Genomic DNA, 26,803 nt, shown 5'->3' on the forward strand with positions numbered 1-26,803 from the left:
CTCCTCGCCGGGATGCTGGAGGCACACCGCCGCTCCCCCCGATTCGCCGATGTCAATGCGGGCCTCATCAGTGCCGATGGACTGGCCCTGGCACCTGATTCACGCGTCGCTGATTCACGCATCGCAGACTCACGCACTCCCGGGCAACGGCGCCACGATGCCCTCGGCGAGATCCTGCTCGCAGCGGCCGCCGCAGACGGGGCGCCCCGACTCGACGGGCAGTCCGTTACCGTTCTCGTGACCGTCACTGCCGCCGATCTCACAAATGCTGGCGGCCTGGACTCTGATGCGATCGGTGTCATGGCCGGCTCACCATTTCCTCTCTCTCGCCGCTGCGTCGAGCGATTTATGGACGCTGGCGGCTACCGCACCGTCACCACCGACAGCAACGGTGCCATCACCGCGATCAGCTCGCCACAACGCTGCTTCACCCCGATGCAAAGGCTCGGGATGGTCGCCCGCGACGGGTTCGGCTGCTCCACCCCTGGGTGTACCAGCCCCCACTACACTCTGCAAGCCCACCACGTCATCCCTGACCGCGACGGCGGGCCCACCGCCCTCGACAACGGACTGCTGCTCTGTTACTGGCACCACCAACAAGTCGACACCGGGCCATGGGAATACCGCATGATCGCCGGACTCCCGTACGTTCGCGGGCCAGGCATCCCCGACTGGACACACACACGCACTCGCACACCAGTGGCACACGTCGCGTGACCGAGCCAAGCCGTGCCGAACCACGCCTGCCCTGAAGATCACTCGACGGGTTCGGTGCGCGTGATGATCACACTGTGACGTTATCCGCCCCCGCAGGGTCCGTGCCGGCTGCCGAGAGAGCAGCTTCAGCCACCAGCAAACGGCGGCAGAACGTCGACACGCGACCCGAGCACCCGCGAATCGTCGCGGCTCACGACGCCGTCGACCAGGAACGAGCCGGCGGCGAGCACCCGGGCCATGGCATCCCCGTAGCGTTCGATGAGCACCGCCCGCAACGCTCCGACTGTCGCGACCGCAGGCAGTGACTCTTCAAGAACCCCAGCAGCGTCAGCCGCGGCTGCGAAGTAGCGCACGTCAACCACCGATCGCTCCCATGCTGCGAAGCGGCCGCTGGAAGTCGGCGCGCTCCATCCCGTGGCCCTTCTGCTTGCCCCACATCGCCGCACGCCACCACTCGGCGATCGTGGCATCCGGAGTTCCCTCGCGTAGCAAGGCCCGCAAGTCTGTCTCGTCGTCGCCGAACAGGCATGAGCGAACAGTTCCCTCGGCGGTCACCCTGGTGCGGTCGCAGGCGGCACAGAAGCTGCGGGTCACCGAGGCGATGATCCCCACCGTGGCCGGCCGGCCGTCGTAGCTGTGACCGTCGACGAGCCACTCCTCTGCCGGGTCGGACGGGTCGTCACGATGCGGCTGGGTCAGCGTAAACCTGGTGCTGAGCACGTCGAGCAGTTCGGCCGCGTCGACCATGTTGTCGCGGGCCCATGCCTCGTCGGCATCGAGTGGCATCTGCTCGATGAACCTCAGCTTCGCGCCATTGGCGAGCGACCATTCGAGAAGATCTGCGGCTCCACCGAGGGTGTCGCGCATAAGTACGGCGTTGATTTTCAGCGGAGCGACTCCCGCCTTTTTCGCGGCCTCGATACCCGCGAAGACCGAGGGCAACCGGTCGCGTCGCGTGAGGCGGGCGAAGTGGTCGCGGTCGACGGTGTCGAGCGAGATGTTCAGCCGGGTCAGTCCAGCTGCCACCAGCTCGTCGACGCGCTTATTCAGACCGATGCCATTGGTGGTCATCGAGAGGGATGCCCCACCAGCGACGGCCGAACTCAGTGAGATGATCTCGCTAAGGTCCGAGCGCATCAGCGGTTCACCGCCGGTGAAACGGATGTCCCGTACGCCAAGGTCGCGCACGCCGATGCCGACGAGCCGTGCGATCTCGGTTGGGTCCAGCAGGTCCCTGCGGGCGATAGCCGGTAGTCCCGCCTCCGGCATGCAGTACGTGCAGCGAAGGGAGCACTTCTCCGTGACCGAAATACGAAGGTCACGCGCCGTGCGTCCATGGCGATCGATGAGTCCCGGAGCATCCGGCCGCCCGATTGTTGACGGTATTGCCGCAGAATCCCGACGAATGGTGGGAAAGCCGAGTGACAGGGACACCCTGTAAGCCTACGACGGCGTCACGGGGAGTTCGAGGCAGCCAACGCTGCGATGCACGACAAACCACCTTCGACTTCAACGGCGATACGAAGCAACTCGTTGGGCCACCCGAGCCCGTGGCGCCCCCAAAAGCACATTCCTGCGCGTCTTACGAGGCCTTAGTTCGCGCAGCAGTGATCGGGTACATCCTTCATCTTTATGCCGTCGATGCAAAGTTTGCCGGGCTTCTTGTCTAATCCTATATTCTTCGCTAGTTTCTAAGAGGCGTTTGTCAATACCCCCGTTAGGGGCAGCGCTGATACCCCCCTGTTGCCAGCGCGGCTGTTGCGTATGCGGCTGTTGCGAGTGCAGCACAGTGACGATCGATGGAGCACACCCTATGCAAATCCGAAAAATCACCTCCACTATCGCGGGCGCGTCGTCGTCAGCGCTTCGCGGATTGGGCGTGCTAGCTCTTGGCGCCATCCTCGTGATCTTGCCCGTAGGAGCGATAGCTCCCGCAGCGGCTCACGATCCAACAGTGCCAGGTGGGGGCAATTCCCACGATTCGACACAACCGGAAGGGCGCGAATTCCGAGTGCTGCTGGACGGCAACCCCAAGCCCGTCACCGCTGTACTCAAGGACGGCATCGCATTCGTCGATGGCACTGCTATCGGTCGGCAAGTCGGGAAAAAGGTTCTCTCCACGAACGGCGATGTCATTCTCGACCTCGATCCCGCTCAGGGCTCTAGTGGTCCAGCTAAGAAACTCAACGGCGTCGGCATAGCTAAAAACGCGGACATCAAGGTGCCGGATGGAATTCTCCCGTACGTCTTCAGCCCTGAGGTGCCCGCCAAAACCCGCGCCCTTATAGAAGAGGTCGCTCGCAGCTTCGAGGGGCGGACTAACGTCAAAATGGTGCCCTGGACCGGCCAAAAGCTTTACATTCGGTTCACTACCGGCGGCAGCGGGTGCTGGACCTTCCTCGGGCTGAACGACATGCCCGGCGGCCAGGAAGTTTCTATCGGCGACGGATGCGCGTCCGCGTCGATCGTCAAACATGAAGTCGGCCACGTTTTCGGCCTTCTACACGAGCAGATGCGGCCGGATCGCGACGCGTTTGTCACCGTAAACTGCGGCTTGCGTGGAGAAGACTGCAGCCAGAGTGACGTTTGGCCTCACCCAAACAGCCGCACAGGGGACTACGACTACCAGTCGATCATGCATTACGGCAACTCCAAGCTCCCAGATGGGCGTTGGTACTTCGAAAGCAAAACAGCGTTCCCGTCCGAAAACATTGGATTCAGGGACGGCCAGGACTACACCGATTTGGACATTGCCTGGATTAACAATCTGTATGGCGCGCCCACACCAACCCCGACTCCCACACCAACGCCGACTCCCACCCCAACCCCGACTCCCACACCCACCCCGACACCGACTCCCACACCAACCCCGACTCCCACACCCACCCCGACACCAACCCCAACCCCAACCCCGACACCAACGCCGACTCCCACACCAACCCCGACACCAACCCCAACCCCGACGGCAACTCCGGATCCTGAGCCGGAGGCCGCTACTGGGTCAGAAATTGTGAGTAGTTGGAACGGCAGGTGCATCGACGTAAGAAACTTCGACTACAGCGAGGGGCGCCAGCTCATCGCCTGGGACTGCAACGGTGGAGACAACCAGAAGTTCGACTACGTCGACGGAACATTCCAAAGCCAAAACGGTCTGTGCCTGAGCGTGGCCGGAGGATCGACCATGAGAGGCGCAGCGATTCAGCTGGCGGCGTGCAGCACCGACGCATCACAACAATTCATCGTGACCGATTCGAACCAGATCCAAAACCCTAACTCGAATAAATGCATCACCATCAAGTCCTGGAAAAACAAAAACGGCGCAAAGCTCGTGTCCTGGACCTGCAAAACCAGCAAGAACGCCAACCAGCTCTGGGATCTCGGCTGACCTAACCGATGGCTTCCTCTTGTCGACACACCCGACGATGAGAGGAAGCCACACCGGACGCGACCGGCCGCGAAGGAGTTGAGCTCGTCAGGAGGGACTGCTGTGCCTCCCTTGGCACGAAGACACTGCAGCGCGGCATGCGGCCATAACGGTCCGCGCTCCTAGAATTCGGTACCCTGAAGTATGGCCATCTTCTCCCGCGGCTTCACGGGTCGCCCTCGCGAGTCCCAGCCTGACCTACCCCCGGGGCAGTTCCTGACCGAGGACTTTCCCGTTCTCTCCGCGGGGCCCACTCCCACCATTGCTGAGTCCGACTGGACTTTCACCATCAAGACCGAGTCGGGCGTGGAACATTCCTGGACCTGGGATGAGCTCCACGCCCTGCCGGTGGAAGACATACACACGGACATCCACTGCGTCACCCGCTGGTCGAAGCTGGCCACCAACTGGCGTGGCGTCTCGCTCGACACCCTGTTCGCCAACGTCGAGTCAACCTACGACTACGTGATGGTGCACTCGACCGGCGGGTATACGACAAACCTGCCGCTTCAGGACATCCTCGACGGCCAGGCCTGGATCACCACCGAGTTCGAAGGTGAACCGCTCGAGCCCGACCATGGCGGCCCCGCCCGCATGATCGTGCCGCACCTCTACTTCTGGAAGAGCGCGAAATGGGTACGCGGCATCACCATGCAGCGCACCGATTCCCCCGGGTTCTGGGAGCAGAACGGCTATCACACTTACGGTGATCCGTGGCGTGAAGAGCGATACAGCTAGGTGAGCTTCAGGGACTGGCTGGTGGGCACCGTGGTGTCCACAACGCAGCAAACTCCGAATGCAAAGAGCATTGTTCTGGATGTGCCGGGGTGGACGGGCAGCACGGCCGGCCAGCATGTCGACGTGAGACTCACCGCGCCCGACGGCTACAGTGCCGTGCGTGCCTACTCCCTGGCATCAACGGGCACGGGCCAGCAGGTCGAACTTGCGGTCGACCTCATCGACGACGGTGAGGTGTCGCCGTACCTCGTGGGTGAGTTGCGTACCGGTGACCAACTCGAGTTTCGAGGCCCGCTCGGCCGCTGGTTCGTGTGGAAGCCCGCGCAGACCGCGCCGGTGCAACTGATCGCGGGGGGCTCCGGAGTGGTGCCGCTGCTCGCGATGATCCGGGCGCACACTACCTCGAGCAGCTCCGCACCGATGCGACTGCTCTACTCCGTGCGCTCGCCCGCCGACCGATTCTTCGCCGACGAGCTCGCTGCCGCCCACGACATTGATGTCACCCTGATCTACACGCGCGAGGTTCCAGCGGGGTGGGATGCCTCGCCCGGCCGTGTCACGAAAGATATACTCGCCGCCGCCACCGTCCCGGCCTCGGAGCATCCCGCCGTGTTCGTTTGCGGCCCCACGGGATTCGTGGAGGCGGTCGCCTCCGCTCTCGTCGATCTCGGGCACGACCCGATGGCGGTGAAGACTGAGCGATTCGGCGGCAGTTAGGCGAGTCTTGTCGCGGGCTGGAGTGGGGGAGCAATCTCAGCAGAACGGGGCTGGATGCGTCCGCACGGGCAGCGCGGTCACCTCCAGCCCCTCGGTGTCGCTGGCCGCGCACCCTCACTTCGGCGTGGGCGAGGGGTCCGGTCCCCGCGAGTTGGATCCTGACGTTCGTGCCGGTTTTCCCTCCAGGAATCGAGACCATCGTGGGGCTTCCCGCTGATGCGGTCTGGTGGCTGGCCAACACCCCACTTTGGGCCGCTTGCGCGGTAGGCGACAGAACCGCGGTGAACGGCCTGTCCGAGACCATCACCCAGTAGTCCGTCAGGCGCTCGGCGGAGGGGTCGGCACGGTGATACACCTCCACACTCGAGGCCTTTGCCGTGGCGGCGAGGTTAGCGTCCCAGCCGGAATGCTGCCCGACACCGGTGTGCGAAATGGAGTTCGCGCCGCAGTCGCCAGGTATTGCTATCGTTTGCCCGGCTGGCCGCCCCTCCGTCCTCCGTTGCTGAAGGCGGCCGCACAGCGAGTGCGACCGCCTTCAGCATGTCTCTGCGGTTAGCCGAGTGCTTTGACCTCGGCAAGGGAGAGGTATCCGGTTCCGGCGAGTTGGACCCTCACGTATTGGCCGATCTTTCCGCCGGGGATCGGGATGGTGGTGGGGCTGCCCGCCTGCGTGGTCTGGTGGCTAGACCATACCCAACTTTGGGCCGCTTGTGCGGTGGGTGACAGCCCTGCAGTGAAGGGCCGATCGGAGACCATCACCCAGTAGTCCGCCAAGCGGTCGCCGTAGGAGTCACGGTTGTAGACCTCTATGCTGGAGATTTTTGTCGCGGCGCCGAGGTTGGCGTCCCACCAGGAGTACTGTGCGCTGCCGGTGTGCGAGACCGAGCTCGATGAGTAGTTCCCGTTAGTGTTGCCGTCATTTGCTCGGTTGGCCGCTCCTGCGAATTCCGTTGACGATTGTGTTGCCACCGCGCCGGAAAGCAGATTCTTGGTTCCGAGGGCTTTCACTTCGGCGAGCGAGAGGTATCCGGTTCCGGCGAGTTGCACCCTCACGTACCGGCCGATCTTTCCCCCCGGGATCGGGATGGTGGTGGGGGTACCCGCCTGTGTGGTTTGGCGGCTGGACCACACCCAACTTTGGGCTGCTTGCGCTGTAGGTGACAGCCCTGCGGTGAAGGGCCGGTCAGAGACCATCACCCAATAGTCCGACAGTCGGTCGCCATAAGAGTCTCGGTTGTATACCTCCACACTGGAGACCCTCGTGGCAGCGCCCAGGTCGGCATCCCACCAGGAATACTGGCCGCTACCGGTATGCGAGACCGAATTCGCAGCAAAGTTTCCGTTGGTGTTGCCGTCGTTTGCTCGACTGGCTGTGCCACTGAATTCTGTAGACGTCTGTGTCGCCGTCGCTCCTAACGCGAGATTCTTCTGGGGAAGCAGCGAACCAACTTCGGCCAGGCGTGACGCGTATGGCGCCGAAATGGTGCCATCCTTCCCGGGCCCAACATTCAGCAGGTAGAGGCTGTTTCTTGCATTTACGGTCGTCACTGCATCCACAATGGTCTGGGCCGCTTTGGGTGCAGCAGTTTCGGGGGCCGCGAACCATGTGTTGTTCGTGTCGAGAGTGTCAGAGGTGTCTTTCACTCGTGCGTCCTGCGGGGGGAACCCCTCGACAGGCACCTCCCACACCATCACATCGGTTGTAGCGGTGTTTTGCTGATGGTCATTATTCGCTACCACCGTCGTGGGCGAAATGCTGCGGATGTAGCTTCGCACCTCGTCGTAGTTGATTTGCGAATAGGGAACATGCCAGCCCCAGGCGTCAAACCAGAGGTAGTCGATGGTTCCGTAGTTTTGTAGCAGCTCGCGCAGCTGGTTCTTGACGAGTGCGGTTGTCTCGCCGTTGTGTTTGTCCCAGATGGAGAAGTAAATTCCTACCTTGAGGCCTGCGGCTCGCATCGAGTTTGTGTAGTCGCGAACGATATCCCCGTTGCCATTCTGGTACCGGGATGCGGCGATGTCGTAGTCCGAATACGCGGTGGGCCAGAGGGCGAATCCGTCGTGGTGCTTGGCCGTCAACACCCCGAAGGTCATACCCGCTGACTTCATCGTGGCTGCCCACTGATCGGTGTTAACGGTTTGGGTCGGGTTGAAGTCCGTCGTGCCAGTTTGCGGGTTGCTCCACTGGACACCGGTGTAGGTGCCCGGTCCGTAGTGGATGAACATCCCGAACGGATTGTCTTTCACCCACTGCTGGGCCAGCGAGTCGGCGGCAGTGGCGGCCGGGGCTCCCGACACGAGCAGACCAAGGGCGGCTACCGTGGCCGTCAGGAGCATCAAGCCCCTTGAACGGCGACGCACGTGTGACGTTACCTTCATTTTCAACTCTCCTCTGGGGTCACCATTGACACCCTCAGTCATAACCTATAGGAAATGTAATCAAAGGACTAGGGTTGAATGAACCTGCCGGAGAACCCCCTGCGGTAAAGCAGCGCCATCACCCCACCCAGCTACGGCACGCGATCCACAAATCTCTCAGCCGTCACACGGTGTAACGGGAGTACCGTGGAGTTCACGTCACGAACGCATAATGTGAGGGAGTTGACATGCCATCGAACTGGACTCGCTGGATCCCGGCGGCCCTCGTCCCCGTCGTAGCCATCGCCGGGGCCGTGCTCATCCCGATCGCCGCGGATGCCACTCCAGCCCTTCCGGAAAAATCGCCGCAACAGCTGCTCGAGTTCATCGCGGGAAGCGCAGATGCACAGTACTCCGGAACAGTGGATCAAACATCGAACCTCGGACTGCCCGACCTCTCCTCGCTTGGATCGAGCTACGGAAGCGGTTCCCGTTCGGCGGCGTCAACTGCTGTGGAATTACTCTCCGGCACCAACTCGGCGCGCGTTTTTGTTGGCGGCGCAGACGCCGCGCGCATCCAGGTAAAAGATACCCTCGCCGAGCGTGACGTGATCCGCAACGGCTCCGAGGTGTGGACGTACGATTCGAAGACCAATACAGTCCAGCACATGTCGGCGCCCGCCGGCGGCGCGCCCGATGCTGGTGTCACCAAGACCCCTGCCGACCTCGCAACGGGGCTCATCGACAGCATCGAGCCGTCGACTAGGGTCACTGTGACGGAGACCGCCAGGGTGGCCGGTCGCGCCGTCTACCAACTGGTGCTTACGCCAGCGGACGACGCCACTCTCGTTGGCTCGGTCATCCTCTCCGTCGATTCCGAGACCGGCCTGCCCCTCGATGTGCGCGTGTTCGCCGCTGGTCACAACGACGCGGCTTTCTCGGTCGGCTTCAGCTCGATCGACTTCGGCGCTCAGGATGCCGGCCTGTTCAGCTTCACGCCTCCGGCCGGTGCCACCGTCGAAGAGCACCAGATCGGCGATCACGGCGAGGACGCGTCGGCCACACGTGAGTTCACAGAGCCCGAGATTTCCGGTGTCGGCTGGACCAGCATCGTCGAGATTTCCGCCGAAAGCGCACGCGGCATCACCGGCGCGGACGGCAGAGACCCCTCGGTGACGGGCCTGCTGGACCAGGTGCTTGTGCCGGTAAGTGGCGGCCGCGCACTCGAGACTTCCCTCGTCTCGGTACTTCTGACTTCCGACGGTCGCGTGCTGGTGGGCGCCGTCAGTATCGACCAGCTCCAGGCTGCAGCCGCGAAGTGACGGATGGCGCGCTCGCCATCGAGACGCACGGGCTGACCAAACGGTTCGGCTCGCAACTCGCGGTAAACCAGCTCGACATCGCGGTTCCCCACGGCTCGATCTTCGGATTCCTCGGCCCCAACGGCTCTGGCAAAACAACGACGATACGAATGCTGCTCGGCCTGGTCGCCGCAACCTCCGGTGACATCCGGATGCTCGGCTCGGCAATGCCGCAATCACTGCGGCAGGTGCTCCCCCGCGTAGGGGCTCTCGTCGAGGGTCCGGCGATTTACCCGTTCCTTTCCGGCCGTGCCAACCTGGCCAGGCTGGACTCGGCCGACCGGTACACGTCATCCAGCACCAGAATGGCGAGAGTGGATGCCGCGCTCGACCGTGTGGGGTTAGCTCATGCAGCCCGCAAGAAGGCGCACGCGTACTCCCTCGGAATGAAGCAGCGGCTCGGAATCGCCAATGCGCTGCTCAGCCCGCGCGACCTGCTGATCCTGGACGAACCAACCAACGGTCTCGACCCGCAGGGCACACGAGAGGTGCGAAACCTCATTCGAACGCTCGCAGCTGAGGGAACGACGGTGTTCGTGTCGAGCCACCTGCTGGCAGAGATCGAGCAGACCTGCAGCCATGTCGCCGTGATGAGCGCCGGGCGACTGGTGGCCCAGGGCACCCTCGACGAGTTGCGGGGAGAGGGTGCCACCCGAGTCGACGTGCGAACTCCCGATCTCGAGCTGGCGCGCGAGGTGCTCACGCGGCGGGGTCTCGACGTCCAACCGGGTGCCGCCAATTCGTCGTTGACCGCGGTGCTGACGACCGGCGTCCCCGTCGAGCAGCTCGCGGAGGCGCTCGTGACGGCAGGAGTGCGCCTACGCGGGTTCAGCACGGCCGGTGCCAGTCTCGAAGACCGATTCGTGGCGCTCACAGGGGAGGGTTTCGATGTCGCCGAATGACGGGAGACGCAACCTCGGTGTGGCTCTGCTCGGCTCAGAGTTGAGCATCCTGTTTCGCCGCAGACGCAACCTGGCCATGCTGCTGGCGCTTGCCGCTGTCCCCATCCTGATCGCGGTGGCCGTGAGACTGTCGAGCCCCACCTCGGGCCGCGGACCCGCCTTTTTGGCGAGCATCAGCGAGAATGGATTGTTCGTCGCGCTCACCGCGCTCACCGTGTCGATTCCGCTGTTCCTGCCACTGACAGTCGGGGTTGTCGCCGGCGACACCATTGCTGGCGAGGCGAACCTAGGTACTCTGCGCTACCTCCTCATTTCACCGGCCGGTCGACTGCGGCTGCTTTTGGTGAAGTATGCGGGTGCTGCGGCGTTCTGCCTCGCGGCTACCGCCATCGTCGTCGTGGTCGGCGTCGCGGTCGGGGCTGCCCTCTTCCCGGTGCGCCCGGTGACACTGCTCTCGGGTGACACCATCGACGGCGGCGAGTACGCCGTGCGATGCCTGCTGCTGATCGCCTATGTCGCGCTGTCGATGCTCGGGCTCAGTGCGATCGGGCTCTTCTTCTCGACCCTGACCACCGTGCCCGTGGGGGCCATGGCGGCAACGATCGTACTCTCCGCGGCATCCCAGATCCTCGACGTCCTGCCACAACTCGACTGGCTGCATCCATGGCTATTCAGCCATTACTGGCTCGGAATCGCTGACCTGCTTACTAACCCCGTGTCATTCGACTCGTTCAACAACAATGCACTGCTGCAGCTGGGGTACATCGTCGTATTCGGCACTCTCGCCTACGGCCGCTTTGCCACGAAAGACGTTCTGAGTTGAGCGACTACGCCGGAACGCGCGCGAGCTCGGGCGCTGCCCGCCGCCGACTCCACCCGATCGCGAGGGATGCGATTCCCACGATGAACCCGGCAATCCCAACCACATAGACGGAGATACTCAGCGCCCCGGTGGACGGCTCCAGGAACGGGTACGGAAACCATCCTGTGGCAGCTCCACGCAGCATGGTGAAGGCCACCCAGGCGAGCGGGTAGATCACGACGTACCTGAGTCCGGTCCACCGGAGGGCTGGCCTGCCCGGTGAGAGGAGCCAGTCGAGCGCGATGAACAGCGGGATCCAGACGTGCATGAGCTCGCCTGGCCACTTTGACTCGATAAAGCCTTCCTCCGGAATGCCCCGCAGCAGCACGTTGTACACAACTGCAGTGACGACGGCATACGAGAGCACAGACATCCTCACCATCGTGTACAGCACCGTGTCGACGGGCAGTCGCAGCGCCATGACACCACCAACGATAAGAACGACCGAGGCGACCAAGGACGACTGGATGGTGAAGTAGCTGAAATACTGATCAGCAACCATGTCGTTGTTGACGATCTTCTCGATGATTTGGAAGGTCAGGGCCACGGCGAGTGTGAGACCTGCTGCAAGGCGAAGGATGCCGACGATGCGGCGGGCGGGTGACGTCAGTGGCACGCATTTATATTACCGGGTCATCCGCCGGTGTTCCCGACAGGACATTTCCGGCAACGTCTGGCCGTGCCAGAACCGAGTCTCGCATTTCGTAACGAACGCCCGGCTCGTCCCCGTCGCCGCAGCCGGGCCCGATTTGATCGACGAGGGATGGATGCTCGTCGCCACCGACGGGCGCATCCAGTCCGTCGACGGCGCCGCACTGCGGCGGGACTTGTGTACTCGCGGCGGGGGCTACAACTCCTGCGGCGGGAGAAAGTCGCTCGCGGCGGGAGTGGCAGCTCCTGCGGCGGGGGAAGTTGCTCGCGGCGGGAGTTGCAGCCACTGCGGCGGGGGGAACTCGCTCGCGGCGGGAGCTACGACTCCCGCCGCCGGTACATGACTCCCGCCAGAAGGCAGAGCCCACCGCGCAGAGCCCACCGTCGCGTCGAAGGCCGCCCCTCGAACGGGACGGCCTCGAGGTGCAGAGGGTCAGCGCGCCGCGGAGCCGTCCGTGTAGTCAGCGTCCTGCTGCTTCCACGCGAACAGCGAGCGCAGCTTCTGGCCGGTCGCCTCGATCGGGTGGGCGGCGCCCTTGGCGCGGAGTTCGAGGAACTCGGGGGCTCCGGCATCCTGATCCGCAATGAACCGCTCGGCGAATGCACCGGACTGGATGTCGGCGAGCACTGCTCGCATGTTCTCCTTAACGGAAGGGTCAATGACGCGCGGGCCCGAGACATAGTCGCCATACTCGGCCGTGTCTGAGACGCTCCAGCGCTGCTTGGCGATGCCACCCTCCCACATCAGGTCAACGATGAGCTTCAGCTCGTGCAGCACCTCGAAGTAGGCGATCTCGGGCTGGTAACCGGCCTCGATCAGCACCTCGAAGCCATACATGACCAGCTGTGACGTTCCGCCGCAGAGCACAGCCTGCTCGCCGAACAGGTCGGTCTCGGTCTCTTCGGTGAAGGTGGTCTTGATACCGCCGGCACGAAGGCCGCCGATGGCGCGAGCGTAACTCCAGGTGAGCGCCCAGGCCTCGCCTGAGGCGTCCTGTTCGACGGCGGCGATTACGGGGACACCGCGGCCCGCCTCGAACTCGCGACGCACGGTGTGACCGGGGCCCTTCGGAGCAACCATGATCACGTCGACGCCTGCGGGCGCCTCGATGTAGCCGAACCGGATGTTGAAGCCGTGCCCGAAGAGGATGGCATTGCCGGCTTCGAGGTTGTCTTTGATATCTTCCGCGAATAGGCCACGCTGGTGCTGGTCAGGTGCGAGGATCACGATGACGTCGGCCCACCTGGCAGCCTCGGCGCTCGAGAGCACCTCGAAGCCCGCCTCGGTGGCCTTCTGCACGCTCTTCGAGTCTGGCTTCAGACCGACCCTGACCTCGACGCCGGAGTCGCGCAGGTTCAGCGCGTGAGCATGACCCTGAGAGCCGTAGCCGATGACGGCCACTTTCTTGCCCTGGATGATCGACAGGTCGGCGTCGTCGTCATGAAAGACATCGGTCATTTCGTAGTTCTCCTCGTGTAGTGATGGTGCGAAGCAAATTGCCAGTGCGAAGCGCATCGGCAAAGCAAAGTGTTGATGAAGCGAAAGCTAGTTCTTGAAGACGCGCTCGGTGATGCTCTTCGACCCGCGGCCAATGGCGAGCAGGCCGCTCTGCGCGATCTCCTTGATTCCGTACGGCTCGAGCACTCGCAAAAACGCCTGGATCTTGCCGGAGTCGCCCGTGGTCTCGATGACGAGCGCGTCGGTGGCGACATCCACCACTCGCGCCCTGAACAGCGCCACGGCCTCGAGTACCTGCGATCGCGTGGTGTTGTCGACCCGCACCTTGATGAGCATATGCTCGCGTTCCACCGACTGGACGGGGTCGAGCTCGACGATCTTGATGACGTTGATCAGCTTATTGAGCTGCTTGGTCACCTGCTCGAGTGGCAGCTCCTCGACGTCTACCACGACCGTGATGCGCGACAGTCCGTCGATTTCGCTCTTGCCCACGGCCAGCGATTCGATGTTGAACCCGCGGCGGGCAAACAGGCCGGCAACACGGGTGAGAAGGCCCGGCTTGTCTTCGACCAGCAGGGAGAGTACGTGGCTCATGATCAGTCCTCTTCCCATTCGGGCGCGTGATCCCTGGCGTATTGCACGCTTGAGTTGCTGAGACCCTGCGGCACCATGGGCCACACCATCGCGTCCCTGCTGACGATGAAGTCGATCACGACCGGGCGGTCGTTGGTGTCGAGGGCGAGCTGGATGGCAGCATCCACTTCCTCGGGCTTCGTCACCCTGATCGCGAGGCAGCCGTAGGCGTCTGCCAGTTTCACAAAGTCGGGAATCATCACGGTGCCGTGCCCGGTGTTCAGGTCGGTGAATGAGTGGCGACCGTCATAGAACAGCGTCTGCCACTGGCGCACCATGCCGAGGCTCGAGTTATTGATGATGGCAACCTTGATCGGGATGTCGTTGATCGTGCAGGTCGCAAGCTCCTGGTTGGTCATCTGGAAGCAGCCGTCACCGTCGATGGCCCACACCACGCGTTCGGGGTTGGCAACTTTGGCGCCCATGGCCGCCGGCACGCCGTAGCCCATGGTGCCGGCGCCACCCGAGTTCAGCCAGGCATTGGGCCGCTCGTACTTGATGAACTGCGCGGCCCACATCTGGTGCTGGCCGACGCCGGAGGCGTAGACGGCCTCGGGGCCCGACATCTCGCCAATGCGCTGGATGACCTGCTGCGGCGACAGCAGCCCGTCGTCGGGCAGCGTGTAGCCCAGCGGGTACTGCTTCTTGAGCTCGTTCAGGCGCACCCACCAGCCGGTGTAGTCAGGCTTCGTGGCGATGGATGCCTCGGCGAACGCCGCGCTGAGGTCGACGATCACGTCTTTCGCGTCGCCCACGATCGGAACATCCGCCATCCGGATCTTGCCGATCTCGGCCGGGTCGATGTCGACGTGCACGATCTTCGCGAGCGGAGCGAACTCGCTCGGCTTGCCTGTCACCCGGTCGTCGAACCTGGCCCCGAGCGAGATGACGAGGTCGGCCTCCTGCAGCGCCAGAACCGCGGGCACTGTGCCGTGCATGCCCGGCATCCCCAGGTTCAGCGTGTTCGAGTCGGGGAACGCGCCCCGAGCCATCAGGGTGGTGACCAACGGCGCACCCACACGCTCGGCGAGTTCGAAGAGTTCATCAGACGCGTTGGCTCGGATGACTCCGCCGCCGACGTAGAAGACCGGCCGCTCGGCCTCGGCGAGCAACTGGGCCGCGGCCTGCACCTGCCTGCCATGGGCCTTCACCACTGGGCGGTACCCCGGGAGGTCGACCTTCGGCGGCCAGATAAACGGCGCTCTCTTCTGCTGGCAGTCCTTCGTGACATCCACCAGCACAGGGCCCGGTCGGCCGGTCGTCGCGATGTGGTAGGCCGCGGCGAGTGTCGCCGGAACGTCTTCCGGCTTCGTCACGAGGAACGAATGCTTGGTGATCGGCATCGTGATGCCGACGATGTCGACCTCCTGGAATGCATCGGTGCCCATGGAAGTGGAAAACACCTGGCCGGTGATCGCGATCAGCGGCACCGAGTCCATGTAGGCGTCCGCGATGGCGGTTACGAGGTTGGTGGCACCCGGGCCTGAGGTGGCGATGGCCACACCGACCTTGCCCGACGACGACGCGTACCCTTCCGCTGCGTGCCCGGCACCCTGCTCGTGGCGCACCAGGATGTGACGAATGGCGGTGGAGGCCATCAGCTCGTCATAGAACGGCATGATCGCACCGCCGGGGAGGCCGAAAACATCCTTGATCCCGAGGTTCTCAAGCGAACGCAAAATGGCGCCAGAGCCGGTGAGCATCTCGGGGGTGGTGACAACCGGGGTGTTGCTCTTCGGCCGCGGCATCGAATCCGTGGACATGGTGGAATCCTTTGAATAGGTCGGTGCGTGATCGCGGGTGCTACCCGGTCACCGCACCCTCAGCTGCGGAGTGCACTAGGCGCGAGTATTTCGCGAGAACGCCACGGGTGTAGCGAGGTTCAAGGGGAGCCCAGCCGACTCGGCGAGCTTCCAGCTCAGCGGGTTCGACAAGTAGGTCGAGCGAGCGAGCTGCGATATCGACCCTTATTAGATCACCATCGCGCACGAAGGCAATCGGACCTGCGTCCACCGCTTCGGGAGCTATGTGGCCGATACACAGTCCGGTTGTGCCGCCTGAGAATCTGCCGTCTGTTAAGAGTAGTACATCCTTTCCGAGCCCGGCGCCCTTGATCGCCCCGGTGATGGCCAGCATCTCGCGCATGCCCGGCCCGCCCTTGGGGCCCTCGTAGCGGATGACCACGATGTCACCCTTGCCGATCGTGCCCTCGGTGAGCGCATCCATTGCCGCCCGCTCGCGCTCGAACACGCGTGCGGGGCCCTCGAATACTTCGGCGTCGAACCCTGCGGTCTTCACGACCGCACCGTCCGGAGCGAAGGAGCCGTGCAGGATCGTGATTCCCCCGGTCGGGTGGATCGGGTTGTCGAGAGTGCGAAGAACCGTGCCGTCCAGCGGCGGGATCGTCATCTCCGCGAGGTTTTCGGCAACCGTTTTGCCGGTCACCGTCAGCGCATCGCCGTGCAGCAGCCCGGCATCCAGCAGCGCCTTCATCAGCACCGGGATGCCACCACGGCGGTCGACGTCGTTCATCACGTATTGCCCGAACGGCTTCATATCTGCCACGTGCGGAACCTTGTCACCGATGCGGTTGAAGTCGTTGAGAGTCAACTCGACCTCCGCCTCGTGGGCGATCGCGAGCAGATGTAGCACGACGTTCGTCGAACCGCCGAGCGCCATCGCGACGGTGATCGCGTTCTCGAATGCCTTCTTCGTCAGGATGTCGCGAGCCGTGATCCCCAGTCGCAGCATGTTCACGACGGCCTCGCCAGAGCGATGTGCGAAATAGTCCCGACGACGGTCGGCCGATGCGGGGCTGGTCGAGCCCGGGAGGCTCATGCCTAGCGCCTCAGCGACGCTGGCCATGGTGTTGGCCGTGTACATGCCGCCGCAGGCACCCTCGCCCGGGGCGAACGCGCACTCGATCGCCTTGGCATCTTCGAGGCTCATCTTGCCGGCCTTTACTGCCCCGACCGCCTCGAACGAGTCGATGATGGTGATGTCTTTCTCGGTGCCGTCGCTGAGGCGCACCCAGCCGGGAGCGATCGAGCCGGCATAGAGGAATACGGATGCGAGGTCCAGGCGGGCGGCGGCCATCAGCATTCCGGGCAGCGATTTATCACAGCCGGCCAGTAGAACCGAGCCGTCAAGGCGCTCGGCCTGCATGACAACCTCGACGGAGTCGGCGATGACCTCACGACTGACGAGCGAGAAGTGCATCCCCTCATGGCCCATCGAGATGCCGTCGCTGACCGAGATGGTGCCGAATTGCAGAGGATATCCCCCGCCGGAGTGCACCCCCTCCTTCGCACCCTGGGCGAGACGGTCGAGGCTGAGGTTGCACGGGGTGATCTCGTTCCACGAGCTTGCGATGCCGATCTGGGGCTTCTCCCAGTCGTCATCACCCATCCCGACCGCGCGGAGCATCCCTCGTGACGTGGTGGCTTCGATCCCGTCGGTGACCGTGCGTGAGCGCGGCTTCATATCGTGCGTTTCCGGCATACGCCAAGAATACCGCGCCGTGGATACTGCACGGTTCGTCCCCTCCCGCAGCGATCCGGCGAAATGCCGCTACTCGGCGGGAGAACAGCACGCTTGGCGGGAGTCGTCCTCGACGCGGAGGGAGAACAGCACACCTGGCGGGAGTCGCTTCTCCCGCCACACGCGCATAACTCCCGCCAAGCGAGGCGAAAGTGATGGCAATGACTTCGGTCCGGTTGCGCCGAGGGAGAAGATAGAGCCATGGACTCTCTCGAGAAGCACACCGACTACGGCTCAGTAGCATTGGATGAGGGCGACCTCGCCGCCAATCCCCTCGACCAGTTCGCCGTCTGGCTCGACGATGCCGAGCGCGCCGGCATCTACGAACCCAACGCGATGGTGGTCGGAACCGTCGACTCCGAGTCACGCCCCTCCAGCAGGACCGTTCTGCTGAAGGGCCTCGACAGCGTCGGTTTCGAGTTCGTCACCAATTACCGGTCCCTCAAGGGGATGCAGCTGGCCGAAAATCCGGGCGTATCGCTGCTGTTTCCGTGGTACCCGTTGAACAGGCAGGTCATCGTGCTCGGGACGGCTCGATTCGCGACAGCAGAATCGAGTGACGCATACTTCGCATCGCGCCCGCGGGAATCGCAGCTGGCATCAATGGCCAGCGAGCAGTCACAACCCGTTGGCTCGCGCGCAATGGTGGAGCAGCGGGTCGCCGAACTCACTAAGGAGTTCGAAGGGGTCGCTACAGTGCCGAGGCCATCATGGTGGGGAGGGGTTCGGGTCGTGCCCCGCTCGATCGAATTCTGGCAGGGGCGCACCTCCCGGCTGCACGACAGGCTTCGCTACACCGCAACCGCGGAAGGAACCTGGACGATCGAGCGGCTCCAGCCCTAACCCGAACTCCGGGTCGGCCCACCGTCGCCCAGCTTCGGACTCTGGGCTTGGCGCGGCCGTCCGCCGGTTCCCGGCCGTCCGAAATGACGGAGGTCGAAGCATCCGGTTGCCGTCATCGTGCGGGAGTGGATGTCGTCATCGGCAGGATCTCCGTCACGCCGGACGGGACCGGGCCACCGGGCTACGCCGGACGGGACCCGGCCACCGGGCTACTCCGGACGGGACCGGGCCACGCCGGACGGCGCGAGTAGGCCGGACGGCGCGAACGGGCCGACTACTGCTCGTGCACGTCGCCGTCGCGCAGGTCGGCCAGCAGCGCAAGCGTGCGGGCAACCTGCTCGGGGCCTGGCACCCTGAAGTTGGCCAGGGTTGGCCCCTCGCCGCTTTTAAGCCCGAGATCGTCGGCACTGAGCGCGGCGAAGGCGTCTTCGTCCGTCACATCATCACCCGCGTAAAAGACGGCATCGGCGCCGGTGTACTGGCGAAGATGCTCGACCGCTTCGCCCTTGGTGGTCGAACGCACCGAGAACTCGAGGACATTCTTGCCCTCGCGCACGGTCACTCCCGTGAGCTCGGCCGCCACTTCCGACCGTGCGACCAGGTGCGCAACTCGACTGTGCAACTCGGTTGCTAACCGGGTGTGTAGGGCGAAGCCGGCCGGCTTCGACTCGAGCCAGACCTGATCCATGGAGTCCGCAACCTCCCCGAGCACGAGGTTGAGCACATCGACCCTTGCCTGCTCCACGTCGTTCAGTCCGGCGTGGTCATCGGCAGAGTCGAGCCGAATTTCGATTCCGTGAGACCCGACGAGCAGGGCGGTATCCGGCAGATCCGCGACTTTCTCGAGGCTGCCCAGCGCACGACCAGACACGAGGGCTACTCGAGTGTTCGGCATCGCGAGCAGTCGAAGCACCGCCGCCCTGGCCTCGGGAAGCGCTCGAGCTTTCTCCGGGTCATCCACCTCGGGCGCCAGAGTGCCATCAAAGTCGAGCGCGATGAGAAGCCTCTTCGTGCGGGCAAGCTCGCGAAGAGCACCAATGAGCGGCTCGGGCAGCTTCGACCAGGGCGGGGCCGTATCGACATCGACCACTAGTCCGACCACCGACGATCGACCGTCCACTCCAGTTCGTCAGGCAACTGCACCGGCGAGATGCGGTCGTACCGGCTGGCCCGCGCCTGCTCGAGGGTGTGCAGGAAGTTGCTGGACCAGCGGGAGACATCGTTCTCGAGCACGCGCTTTCGAAGCGACCGCATGCGAGTCGCGCGCTCTTTGGCTGGCATGGCGATGGCCTGCAGGATGGCGTCTTTCACACCGTCGATGTCGTGCGGATTGATCAATAGCGCCTTCTTCAGCTCGTCGGATGCGCCAGTGAACTCGCTCAGCACAAGCACGCCGTCGTCGTCGAAGCGGCTCGCGACGTACTCTTTGGCGACCAGGTTCATACCGTCGCGCAGCGCCGTCACCAGCAGCACATCAGCGGCAAGATACAGCGCAACCATCTCGTCGCGAGGGTAGCCGTGGTGATGATAGCTAATCGCCGTGTGGCTCATGGTCGCAAAGTCGCCGTTAATACGCCCGACGGTGAGCTCGATTTCGTCCCGAAGCTGCATGTAGGCGGCTACCCGCTCACGGCTGGGGCTCGCGACCTGCACGAGCGTCACATCCTCCACGTTGACGCGCCCCTCCGCCAACAGTTCGCCAAAGGCCTTCAGCCTGTGCCCAATGCCCTTCGTGTAGTCGAGCCTGTCGACGCCAAGCATGACCGTGCGCGGGTTGCCCAGCCCCTCGCGGATCTCCCTCGCCCGTTCTTGGATGCGAGGCTCACGTGCCAGTTCTTCGAAGCTCTTCGCGTCGATCGAGATGGGGAAGGCCCTGGCGACCACCCGACGGGTCGGCTGCCCCGCCGACGAGACTTCGATCGCAGGATTCCGGGTAGGAAAGCTGGTGAGCCTCCGAACGGCGCGCAGAAAGTTGCCGGCATCAGCCACGCGCTGGAAGCCGATCACGTCGGCGCCCAGCAGACCCTCGATGATCTGAAGTCGCCAGGGCAGTTGCGAGAAAATTCCATAGGGCGGAAAAGGGATGTGATTGAAGAAACCGATTGTCAGGTCGGGTCGTGACTCCCGCAGCATTCGCGGCACCAGTTGCAGTTGATAATCCTGAACCCAGACAACCGCACCCTGCGCACTCGCCGCCGCAGCGGCATCCGCGAACCGCTGGTTGACGCGCACGTAACTTTCCCACCACTCCCGGTGGTACGCCGGCGGCGCAATTACATCGTGATAGAGCGGCCACAGCGTGTCGTTGCTGAACCCCTCGTAGAACTCCTCGATATCGGCGGCACTCAAATCCACGGGGACGATATGGATGCCGTCATTCTCGAACGGGTCGATCGTCAGATCCGGCTGGCCACCCCAGCCCACCCAGGCGCCGTCCGCTTCGCGCATGACGGGCTCGAGTGCCGTGACCAGGCCGCCGGGAGATCGGGTCCAACTGGCGACACCATCAGAATCCGTCACCCGATCGACGGGCAGGCGATTGGAGACGACAACGAAATCGAATTCCGCCTTCGTGGAGTGCGGCGCGTCAGACATGTGGTTCTACGTTACCAGCGGGGCGAACCGGCCAGCCCCGCGCTCTAGTATGGCGAGATGCCCATCGTCGACACCGCGATCTACCGCGATGGCATGCGCGATGCGCATCCCGTCACTCTCGATCTCACTTTCGAGAACCTGCGTGATCACGGCGGTTTTGCCTGGATCGGCATGTATCGGCCAACCGAAGATGAACTGCGGGCCGTGGCCGATGAATTCAGCCTTCATCCCCTCTCCGTCGAGGATGCCCTCAAGGGCCACCAGCGCCCCAAACTTGAACGCTTCGGCGACACCCTCTTCGTCGTGCTCAGACCTGCACGCTACCTGGATGCACCGGAGGAGGTCGAGTTCGGCGAGGTGCACATGTTCATCGGACCCAACTTCGCCATTACGATCCGGCACGCAGAATCACCCGATCTCGGGCGAGTTCGTAAGCGACTCGAGCACGCACCCGACTTGCTGAAGCTTGGCCCACAGTCCGTGCTCTACGCGGTGCTCGACGAGGTCGTCGACCAATACCAGCCGGTGATCCGTGGTCTTGAGAACGATATCGACGAGATCGAAAATCAGCTCTTCGATCGCGACCCGTCGGTGCTTCGTCGCATCTACGAGCTGGCTGGAGAGACCATGGCGTTCCAGCGTGCAACCCACCCCCTGATAGATATGTTGAGATCGCTCGAGAACGGCTTCGCCAAGTACAACGTTGACATCGAGCTGCAGCGCAATCTCAGGGACGTACTCGACCACACCCTGAAGACGGTCGAGCGCGCCGACTCCTTCCGGGTGGTGCTTCAAAACGCGCTCACGGTGCAGTCGACGCTGGTCATGCAGGGCCAGAACGATGAGATGCGCAGCCTCTCGCAGGCGGCGATCACCCAGGGTGACCAGGTGAAGAAGATTTCTGGATGGGCAGCCATCCTGTTCGCGCCCAGCCTGATCGCCGCCGTCTACGGGATGAACTTCAGGTTCATGCCAGAGCTGCACTGGACCTTCGGCTATCCGCTGGCATTGCTGGTCATGCTGGGCTCCGGCGTCACCCTGTACTTCGTGTTCAAAAGGCGCGACTGGTTATAGCGGCGTGTCGCGTCGCGTCGGTGCGGTGAACGTCCCTCACACTGGGCACATGTCGGAGCGACACACCGCAGCCACCGAAGTCGAACAGCAGGTCGTCTTCGACCTTTTGCGCGGGCGCCTGGTCGAGATGTTCGGCCCCGGCGGAAGCTTTCGCATTACGATGGGCCGCCCGGCCGCCGACGACGCGTTCTTCGTCGCGACTGTGGCTGACACCATCGCCCACGAGGTCGCTGCGGCGTTCAACCCCGTTCGCGCTACCGAGGGTCGACGCGTTGCCGCAACCACGCCGATGGCCGAGCACGAGAGGCTCTGGAAGCACATCGAGGGCGAGCTCGGTATCTCGACCACGGGCACGGCAACTCTTGCTGCCGATGTCGATCGCGAGGTTGCCATGGTGCACCGCACCCTCCTGCACCACGCCGCCTAAGCCGGGTTCCGCAGGGCACCACCGCCACTTAGGCTGGGCTGATGCTCACTGTGGTCATTCCCTGGCGCGAACAACCGACGCGCACTACCGCACTCGACGCCGTTCGCGACTGGTACCGTCGCGAGGTCGGCGACGTCGAGTTCATGCTGGTGGATTCGCAGGATGACATCTTCAACCTCTCACAGGCCCGCAACAGCGGAGTGGCCTCCGTCGCACATGTTGATGAGGTCGTCGTCATCAACGACGCTGACACCATTCCACAGCGAGACTCCCTCCTGCGCGCGATCGAGGGTGCGGCCGGCTCCAGGCTGGTACACCTGCCCTACACCGAGTACCACTGGCTCGGGGCATCCGGAACTGCCCAATTCACCGCGGGTGCCACTCTCGACGACTGCGAATTCGAACTCGTGCGCGGCGCGTGTTCGGGCGTCTACGTCACCACCCCACGCACCTGGGCGAGCCACGGCGCACAGGATGAACGCTTTCGCGGCTGGGGCTTCGAGGATGCGGCGTGGTACCTCGCCCACTCCACGCTGCTCGGCGAACCGCCCCGCCGCGCGACGGGACGGGTGTTCGCCCTGCATCACGCGGCCCAGCTCCGCGAAGGCGATCAGTATGACGCGAACGCCGCTCTCATGCAGAGGTATACGGCAGCGGCGGGCGACCCGATCGGGATGCGCCTGCTTGTGGATGAAGCGACCCGCGCGCGTCAGCTCGTTGCCGAGCCGGCGAGCGCGGCAAACGCCCGAGCGCTGCCCGGCGACTGACCGAGGCTCGAGGACAGGTCGTTCAGCCTTTCTCGGGGCAGTGTAAGCACGGCGCGGATGGCGACTGTGACCTCGGCCACCGTCGCCCTGTTGGGGTCGAGCGCCACTCCGAAACCTTCGCGCTCGATGGCTTCGGCCCCCGCGAACTGGTCGGTCGAGAACGGCAGCACCACCAACGGAACCCCGAACGTCACGGCCTCGGTCACGCTGTTGTTACCACCGTGGGTGACGGCGGCGGCAGCGTTACCCAGCAGCCGAACCTGCGGAAGGAACTCGCGCACGAGCCAACCGCCCGGCAGATCGCCGAGACTGGCTCGATCGGCCGACCCGAGCGCGATAGCGGCCCTCAGCCCGAGCGACTCCAGCGCCCGCACTACGGTTGCTGTGACATCCGATCGCACCGAAAGAAAGCTGCCGAAACTCACGTAAACAAACGGCTCATCGCTGGAGGCCAGCCACTGCTCGACCTCGGCATCTGGCGCTTCGACGCGAACCGACGACCCCAGAAAAACGTGGGGAGGCAGGGCAGCGCGGCGTGCCGAGTCCGAGAGCTCTTCGGGGTAGTTAAGCAGCAACAGGTCACCGTGCTCGGCGAAGGCGCTGGGCGAGGGTAGCGCCGCCGGATTCAGCTCCAGCAGAGCAGCATTCCACTGCGCGGTGAAGGCACCGCTCACGCGCTCGCAGAGGTGCCGCAGGTCAGCAAGCTCGGCAGCATCCGGGTCGAACGCGGTCGGCCACGCGGGAGGGAATCCGTACACCTCTCCGGCCAATGGCAGGGCCGAGGGATGCCCCACCAGCACATCAGCGTAGGAGATGCCCGCGGCATCCAGTGCCAGCCTCGAACTGAAGGCGAGGTGATCGACAATGATCACGCTGGGATCAACGGACGCCACCACCGCCCGCACCTCATGACTGACCCGAACGGGCTCCCACATGAAGTCGCTCAGTCTGGCCTCTGCCTGGTACGCGAGGGTCTCGACCATACCGCGGCGGGTGGCCTCGAAGAAGCCCCGCAACGCGTCGTCCTCACCCTTCGGCTGGTTTTCTGCCCTGATCACGCCGGGGTTCGAGCCTTTGCCGAGCTGAAGCTGCACGCGTTCGAACCCGAATGACTCCACGATCGGGGCAACCGCCGGCCCTGAGGCCACCACAACTCGCTCCCCCGCGTCTCGCCAGGCCGTGCCCAGTGTGCACAGCGGAAGGAGGTGCGAGGCGTAGTCGGGGCAGATGATCAGCAGGGTCACGGGGTAGGGACCACCCAGTCACGCAATGCCGCCTGCGCCTGGGTGACGTCGCTGTAGACCTGGGTCAACGCACTGGCCATCGCCTGGATTGTGAAACTCTCCTGCACGGTGGCGCGCGACAGTGCCGCGCGATCATCGTCGGTCTCGGCCGCCGCGGTCTCGAGCGCGAGTCCCATAGCTTCACGCAGCAGCGCCACATCCCAGGTCGGTGCGAGCACCCCCGTCACGTTCTGGCGGACGTAGGTGGCCGGGCCACCGCCGTCGGGAGCCACCACGAAGAGTCCCGATGCCATCGCCTCCAGCAGAGCGATTCCAAACTCCTCCTTCAGACTGCCGCAGACGTACACCCCTCGTGGCGCCACCAACCCCGGCACGCCGAACCGTGCCGCGGCCACCCAGCGTGCCGCAATGTCGTTGGGCTGGTGGCCGGCGAGCAGCAGACCGCGATCCGCGCGACGCGGTGCCGGGATGACCGCATCCATCGCCGCTAATTGCTCACGCTCATCGGCCGATGGGCACGCCAGGTCGCCGCCGATGAGAAGGAGATTGGCGCGATCCGCTAGCGAGCCACCTGCCCAGGCCTCCACGATCGTGGCCATGCCCTTGACTCGGTGGAAACGACCCACGCTCACCAGCAAGGGGAGACCGCGGCGGGACTGCGGCAGGGTCTCCAGCAGTGTGTTCAGCTGCGCCAGGGATCGGCTTGCGGGCAGCCCCGCCGCGAGATCCGCGGCCTCGGCCACGGCGCGATCGATCACCTGCATGTCGATTCCCTCCGGCACGATCGAATGCCGTTCGGGATGCGCGTTGAGATCGATCCCTACCAGTTCGCGCATGTCACGTTCGAGGTTCGGACGCGGAAACAGCACCGTATGGTCGGCGTTTGCTGCGAGCCGCTGCACGAGGCGAACCCGAAACCAGAAATGCTCATGCTCATCGATGTCGCCGAAGTTCTCCTGCGAAAGCTGGCCCGACTTATCTAATGAATCGATGACCGCATGCGGGTCGGGCGCAACCGTGAACACCACCGGGATGTCGAGTTCGCGTGCCACGTCCGCCGCGGCGAGACTGCCGACATCGGCCGTCCGAAGGTGCAGCACGTCCACGCCGCCCGCGGCACGCAACAGGCGACGGACACCACGGCGAACCGCCACACGCAGCGGCCAGGCGCTCGCCGACTGGATCGGCTCGCTCAGGGTCGGAACGCGACCGTACACGTGGCCGGGGACGGCGGTCGCGACCTCGGAGACGCTCGCCACCGCGTCCGCGGCAGTTCCCCGTGACACGGTGATGACGCGCTCGACCCGCGCCGACGCATCCGGGAACGCAATGAGGGCGTCACCCAGTCGCACCAGCAGCGTCGCAATGCCTCCGTTGTCGCCGCTGCCGACATGGGTAAGATCCGCATCGATATCGGCGTGCAGGAAGAGTTGGGCAACGGTAAGGCCGGCTGGATGCCCGACGGAATCCTCCGCGAACACATCGACGAGCGACAGCCGGGCGACATCGGCCAGGTAGCTGTCGTCCGCCGCCGCACGCTCCAGGTAGGTGATGATGCGAGCATCGGCGCCGCGCTGCCCGAGAGCAGACACCGCCGCGACGCGCACAACCTCGTGCTCGCCGGCATCGCCCGCAATGCGCAACAGCGGCGCAATCGAAATCCCGCTGCGGACCAGCCCTAGTGTCTCGACGAGTCGGTAGCGGGCATCTTTATCCCGGATGCCGAGAAGTGCGCCTTCGACCCCGATAGCAATGTGCTCGGCGGTGGCCGCTGACCATTGCTCGAGCGTGCGTTGGGCCACCATTCCGCCAAATCCACCCTCGATCACGAGTCCGATGAGACGGCTCACGGCATCGAAGCGGGGCAGTCGCGAGCCCAGCGCCCACGCAGCGTGCTCGCGAAGAAATCCGCGCTCGCTCGACAGCAGCTTCGAGATGGCGATATCTGCGTCCTCGTCATAGATTCCCGCGAGGGCATGCGTCGCCGCAATCGCCACCAGCTGGTTGTCACCGGCGATAGCGGACTTCAGCACACGGATGGTGCGCACCCCGCCCTCGCGACTCGCCTCGAACGCGAGATCGTCGGCGAGCCGAATCGCATCCACCAGCCGGGGGGCCTGCCGAACAGCATCGAGAGCGGTAAGAATACCCACGTCGCCACGCTCCTTTACTCACGTCAGCCGTCAACTGAAACACTCAATCTTCCTCGATAATAGGCGTCCTTGGTGATGCAGGATGATGAGCTAACGTGAACGCGACCAGAGGGAGTATCGGTGTCACAGCAAATCGTCGTCATTGGTGACATCGGCGTCATGAACAACATGATCCACATCGGTGACGAGGCGATGTTCGAAGCGCTCGTGGATGCGATGCGACAGCGCGGAATCCACGGGATCACGGGCATCTCCTCCGCACCCATTGAGAGTTCCGCGCGGTATGGAATTTCGGCCGTGAGCACCGTCGGGTGGCCGCGGGAGCGGGCGGACCGGGT

Annotated in this window: 24 protein-coding genes; 12 read left to right on the forward strand and 12 right to left on the reverse strand. The window is 64.1% G+C overall.

Translation table 11 applies throughout. The features are described 5' to 3' along the window. The coding region (locus RMN95_RS00520; RefSeq protein WP_309615023.1) for a DUF222 domain-containing protein at positions 1 to 717 on the forward strand (717 nt) is incomplete at its 5' end. Positions 718 to 842: 125 nt separating this feature from the next. On the opposite strand, the gene RMN95_RS00525 is transcribed toward RMN95_RS00520, so the two are convergent. Both RMN95_RS00525 and moaA read right to left on the reverse strand, forming a co-directional pair. Further along, positions 843 to 1,079, reverse strand: a complete 237-nt coding sequence (locus RMN95_RS00525; protein ID WP_309615024.1) for a MoaD/ThiS family protein — start codon at positions 1,077 to 1,079, stop codon at positions 843 to 845. Next, on the reverse strand, positions 1,072 to 2,151 hold the full coding sequence (gene moaA / locus RMN95_RS00530; RefSeq protein WP_397545213.1) for a GTP 3',8-cyclase MoaA: 1,080 nt from the start codon (positions 2,149 to 2,151) through the stop codon (positions 1,072 to 1,074). The genes RMN95_RS00525 and moaA overlap by 8 nt, the downstream gene beginning before the upstream one ends. A gap of 379 nt (positions 2,152 to 2,530) precedes the next feature. On the opposite strand from moaA, the gene RMN95_RS00535 reads away from it, so the two are divergent. The 3 genes from RMN95_RS00535 (at position 2,531) to RMN95_RS00545 (ending at position 5,596) form a co-directional block, all read left to right on the forward strand. After that, positions 2,531 to 4,102: a M12 family metallopeptidase gene (locus RMN95_RS00535; protein ID WP_309615025.1), complete on the forward strand. Its 1,572-nt coding sequence runs from the start codon at positions 2,531 to 2,533 to the stop codon at positions 4,100 to 4,102. Positions 4,103 to 4,285: 183 nt separating this feature from the next. Then, a complete protein-coding gene (locus tag RMN95_RS00540; RefSeq protein WP_309615026.1) occupies positions 4,286 to 4,879 on the forward strand; it encodes a molybdopterin-dependent oxidoreductase in 594 nt (197 codons plus the stop codon). Next, positions 4,880 to 5,596, forward strand: a complete 717-nt coding sequence (locus RMN95_RS00545) for a ferredoxin reductase (protein ID WP_309615027.1) — start codon at positions 4,880 to 4,882, stop codon at positions 5,594 to 5,596. It abuts the gene before it with no gap. Between the two features lie 552 nt (positions 5,597 to 6,148). Here RMN95_RS00545 and RMN95_RS00550 read toward each other — a convergent pair. Then, the gene (locus RMN95_RS00550; RefSeq protein WP_309615028.1) at positions 6,149 to 7,975 is read right to left on the reverse strand and encodes an alpha-L-fucosidase; all 1,827 of its coding nucleotides are present in this window, start codon (positions 7,973 to 7,975) and stop codon (positions 6,149 to 6,151) included. 227 nt (positions 7,976 to 8,202) lie between these two features. Between RMN95_RS00550 and RMN95_RS00555 the strand changes: the two genes are divergently transcribed. Genes RMN95_RS00555 through RMN95_RS00565 form a run of 3 tightly spaced genes read left to right on the forward strand, consistent with a single transcriptional unit; the run spans position 8,203 to position 11,040 of the window. After that, positions 8,203 to 9,276, forward strand: a complete 1,074-nt coding sequence (locus RMN95_RS00555) for a sigma-E factor regulatory protein RseB domain-containing protein (RefSeq protein WP_309615029.1) — start codon at positions 8,203 to 8,205, stop codon at positions 9,274 to 9,276. Beyond that, positions 9,273 to 10,217, forward strand: coding sequence for an ABC transporter ATP-binding protein (locus RMN95_RS00560; protein WP_309615030.1), 945 nt, complete (start codon positions 9,273 to 9,275; stop codon positions 10,215 to 10,217). The genes RMN95_RS00555 and RMN95_RS00560 overlap by 4 nt, the downstream gene beginning before the upstream one ends. After that, positions 10,204 to 11,040 (forward strand): ABC transporter permease, encoded by an 837-nt coding sequence (locus RMN95_RS00565; RefSeq protein ID WP_309615031.1) that lies wholly within the window; start codon positions 10,204 to 10,206, stop codon positions 11,038 to 11,040. Before RMN95_RS00560 ends, RMN95_RS00565 begins: the two co-directional genes overlap by 14 nt. Before the next feature lie 4 nt (positions 11,041 to 11,044). On the opposite strand, the gene RMN95_RS00570 is transcribed toward RMN95_RS00565, so the two are convergent. From RMN95_RS00570 to ilvD, 5 genes are all read right to left on the reverse strand, one after another. Then, positions 11,045 to 11,695: a Pr6Pr family membrane protein gene (locus RMN95_RS00570; protein WP_309615032.1), complete on the reverse strand. Its 651-nt coding sequence runs from the start codon at positions 11,693 to 11,695 to the stop codon at positions 11,045 to 11,047. A gap of 468 nt (positions 11,696 to 12,163) precedes the next feature. Then, a complete protein-coding gene (gene ilvC / locus RMN95_RS00575; protein ID WP_309615033.1) occupies positions 12,164 to 13,189 on the reverse strand; it encodes a ketol-acid reductoisomerase in 1,026 nt (341 codons plus the stop codon). Positions 13,190 to 13,276: 87 nt separating this feature from the next. Beyond that, positions 13,277 to 13,783 (reverse strand): acetolactate synthase small subunit, encoded by a 507-nt coding sequence (gene ilvN / locus RMN95_RS00580; protein ID WP_309615034.1) that lies wholly within the window; start codon positions 13,781 to 13,783, stop codon positions 13,277 to 13,279. Between the two features lie 2 nt (positions 13,784 to 13,785). Then, positions 13,786 to 15,585 carry an acetolactate synthase large subunit gene (locus RMN95_RS00585; protein WP_309615035.1) on the reverse strand — a complete coding sequence of 600 codons (1,800 nt, stop codon included), beginning with the start codon at positions 15,583 to 15,585 and terminating at the stop codon, positions 13,786 to 13,788. 40 nt (positions 15,586 to 15,625) lie between these two features. Beyond that, positions 15,626 to 17,323 carry a dihydroxy-acid dehydratase gene (gene ilvD / locus RMN95_RS00590; RefSeq protein ID WP_309615036.1) on the reverse strand — a complete coding sequence of 566 codons (1,698 nt, stop codon included), beginning with the start codon at positions 17,321 to 17,323 and terminating at the stop codon, positions 15,626 to 15,628. Positions 17,324 to 17,563: 240 nt separating this feature from the next. Here ilvD and pdxH point away from each other — a divergent pair, with 240 nt between their 5' ends. After that, complete coding sequence (gene pdxH, locus RMN95_RS00595) at positions 17,564 to 18,205, forward strand: pyridoxamine 5'-phosphate oxidase (RefSeq protein WP_309615037.1); 642 nt, start codon at positions 17,564 to 17,566, stop codon at positions 18,203 to 18,205. A gap of 274 nt (positions 18,206 to 18,479) precedes the next feature. Here pdxH and otsB read toward each other — a convergent pair whose 3' ends face one another. Both otsB and otsA read right to left on the reverse strand, forming a co-directional pair. Next, positions 18,480 to 19,307 carry a trehalose-phosphatase gene (gene otsB / locus RMN95_RS00600; RefSeq protein WP_309615038.1) on the reverse strand — a complete coding sequence of 276 codons (828 nt, stop codon included), beginning with the start codon at positions 19,305 to 19,307 and terminating at the stop codon, positions 18,480 to 18,482. After that, positions 19,295 to 20,800, reverse strand: coding sequence for an alpha,alpha-trehalose-phosphate synthase (UDP-forming) (gene otsA / locus RMN95_RS00605; RefSeq protein ID WP_309615039.1), 1,506 nt, complete (start codon positions 20,798 to 20,800; stop codon positions 19,295 to 19,297). The genes otsB and otsA overlap by 13 nt, the downstream gene beginning before the upstream one ends. A gap of 57 nt (positions 20,801 to 20,857) precedes the next feature. On the opposite strand from otsA, the gene RMN95_RS00610 reads away from it, so the two are divergent. Genes RMN95_RS00610 through RMN95_RS00620 form a run of 3 tightly spaced genes read left to right on the forward strand, consistent with a single transcriptional unit; the run spans position 20,858 to position 23,068 of the window. Then, the gene (locus RMN95_RS00610) at positions 20,858 to 21,874 is read left to right on the forward strand and encodes a magnesium and cobalt transport protein CorA (RefSeq protein ID WP_309615040.1); all 1,017 of its coding nucleotides are present in this window, start codon (positions 20,858 to 20,860) and stop codon (positions 21,872 to 21,874) included. Positions 21,875 to 21,923: 49 nt separating this feature from the next. Further along, the gene (locus RMN95_RS00615) at positions 21,924 to 22,301 is read left to right on the forward strand and encodes a hypothetical protein (RefSeq protein WP_309615041.1); all 378 of its coding nucleotides are present in this window, start codon (positions 21,924 to 21,926) and stop codon (positions 22,299 to 22,301) included. Between the two features lie 41 nt (positions 22,302 to 22,342). Further along, positions 22,343 to 23,068 (forward strand): hypothetical protein, encoded by a 726-nt coding sequence (locus RMN95_RS00620; RefSeq protein WP_309615042.1) that lies wholly within the window; start codon positions 22,343 to 22,345, stop codon positions 23,066 to 23,068. On the opposite strand, the gene RMN95_RS00625 is transcribed toward RMN95_RS00620, so the two are convergent. Together RMN95_RS00625 and RMN95_RS00630 are read right to left on the reverse strand one after the other, a co-directional pair. Continuing rightward, entirely contained in the window at positions 23,011 to 24,312 is a 1,302-nt protein-coding gene (locus tag RMN95_RS00625) for a glycosyltransferase (protein ID WP_309615043.1), read from the reverse strand. The genes RMN95_RS00620 and RMN95_RS00625 overlap by 58 nt on opposite strands. Continuing rightward, positions 24,309 to 26,465: a glycosyltransferase gene (locus tag RMN95_RS00630; protein ID WP_309615044.1), complete on the reverse strand. Its 2,157-nt coding sequence runs from the start codon at positions 26,463 to 26,465 to the stop codon at positions 24,309 to 24,311. The genes RMN95_RS00625 and RMN95_RS00630 overlap by 4 nt, the downstream gene beginning before the upstream one ends. A gap of 120 nt (positions 26,466 to 26,585) precedes the next feature. On the opposite strand from RMN95_RS00630, the gene RMN95_RS00635 reads away from it, so the two are divergent. Beyond that, the coding region (locus RMN95_RS00635; RefSeq protein ID WP_397545215.1) for a hypothetical protein at positions 26,586 to 26,803 on the forward strand (218 nt) is incomplete at its 3' end.

It is taken from the genome of Salinibacterium sp. (assembly GCF_031364185.1).
In the GTDB taxonomy this organism is placed as follows: domain Bacteria; phylum Actinomycetota; class Actinomycetes; order Actinomycetales; family Microbacteriaceae; genus Rhodoglobus.

Coding starts and splice junctions, on each gene's coding strand:
- RMN95_RS00535 (WP_309615025.1), top strand. CDS start 2,531: ATGCAAATCCGAAAAATCACCTCCACTATCGCGGGCGCGTCGTCGTCA.
- RMN95_RS00540 (WP_309615026.1), top strand. CDS start 4,286: ATGGCCATCTTCTCCCGCGGCTTCACGGGTCGCCCTCGCGAGTCCCAG.
- RMN95_RS00550 (WP_309615028.1), bottom strand. CDS start 7,975: ATGAAGGTAACGTCACACGTGCGTCGCCGTTCAAGGGGCTTGATGCTC.
- RMN95_RS00555 (WP_309615029.1), top strand. CDS start 8,203: ATGCCATCGAACTGGACTCGCTGGATCCCGGCGGCCCTCGTCCCCGTC.
- RMN95_RS00565 (WP_309615031.1), top strand. CDS start 10,204: ATGTCGCCGAATGACGGGAGACGCAACCTCGGTGTGGCTCTGCTCGGC.
- ilvC (WP_309615033.1), bottom strand. CDS start 13,189: ATGACCGATGTCTTTCATGACGACGACGCCGACCTGTCGATCATCCAG.
- ilvN (WP_309615034.1), bottom strand. CDS start 13,783: ATGAGCCACGTACTCTCCCTGCTGGTCGAAGACAAGCCGGGCCTTCTC.
- RMN95_RS00585 (WP_309615035.1), bottom strand. CDS start 15,585: ATGTCCACGGATTCGATGCCGCGGCCGAAGAGCAACACCCCGGTTGTC.
- ilvD (WP_309615036.1), bottom strand. CDS start 17,323: ATGCCGGAAACGCACGATATGAAGCCGCGCTCACGCACGGTCACCGAC.
- pdxH (WP_309615037.1), top strand. CDS start 17,564: ATGGACTCTCTCGAGAAGCACACCGACTACGGCTCAGTAGCATTGGAT.
- otsA (WP_309615039.1), bottom strand. CDS start 20,800: ATGTCTGACGCGCCGCACTCCACGAAGGCGGAATTCGATTTCGTTGTC.
- RMN95_RS00610 (WP_309615040.1), top strand. CDS start 20,858: ATGCCCATCGTCGACACCGCGATCTACCGCGATGGCATGCGCGATGCG.
- RMN95_RS00615 (WP_309615041.1), top strand. CDS start 21,924: ATGTCGGAGCGACACACCGCAGCCACCGAAGTCGAACAGCAGGTCGTC.
- RMN95_RS00620 (WP_309615042.1), top strand. CDS start 22,343: ATGCTCACTGTGGTCATTCCCTGGCGCGAACAACCGACGCGCACTACC.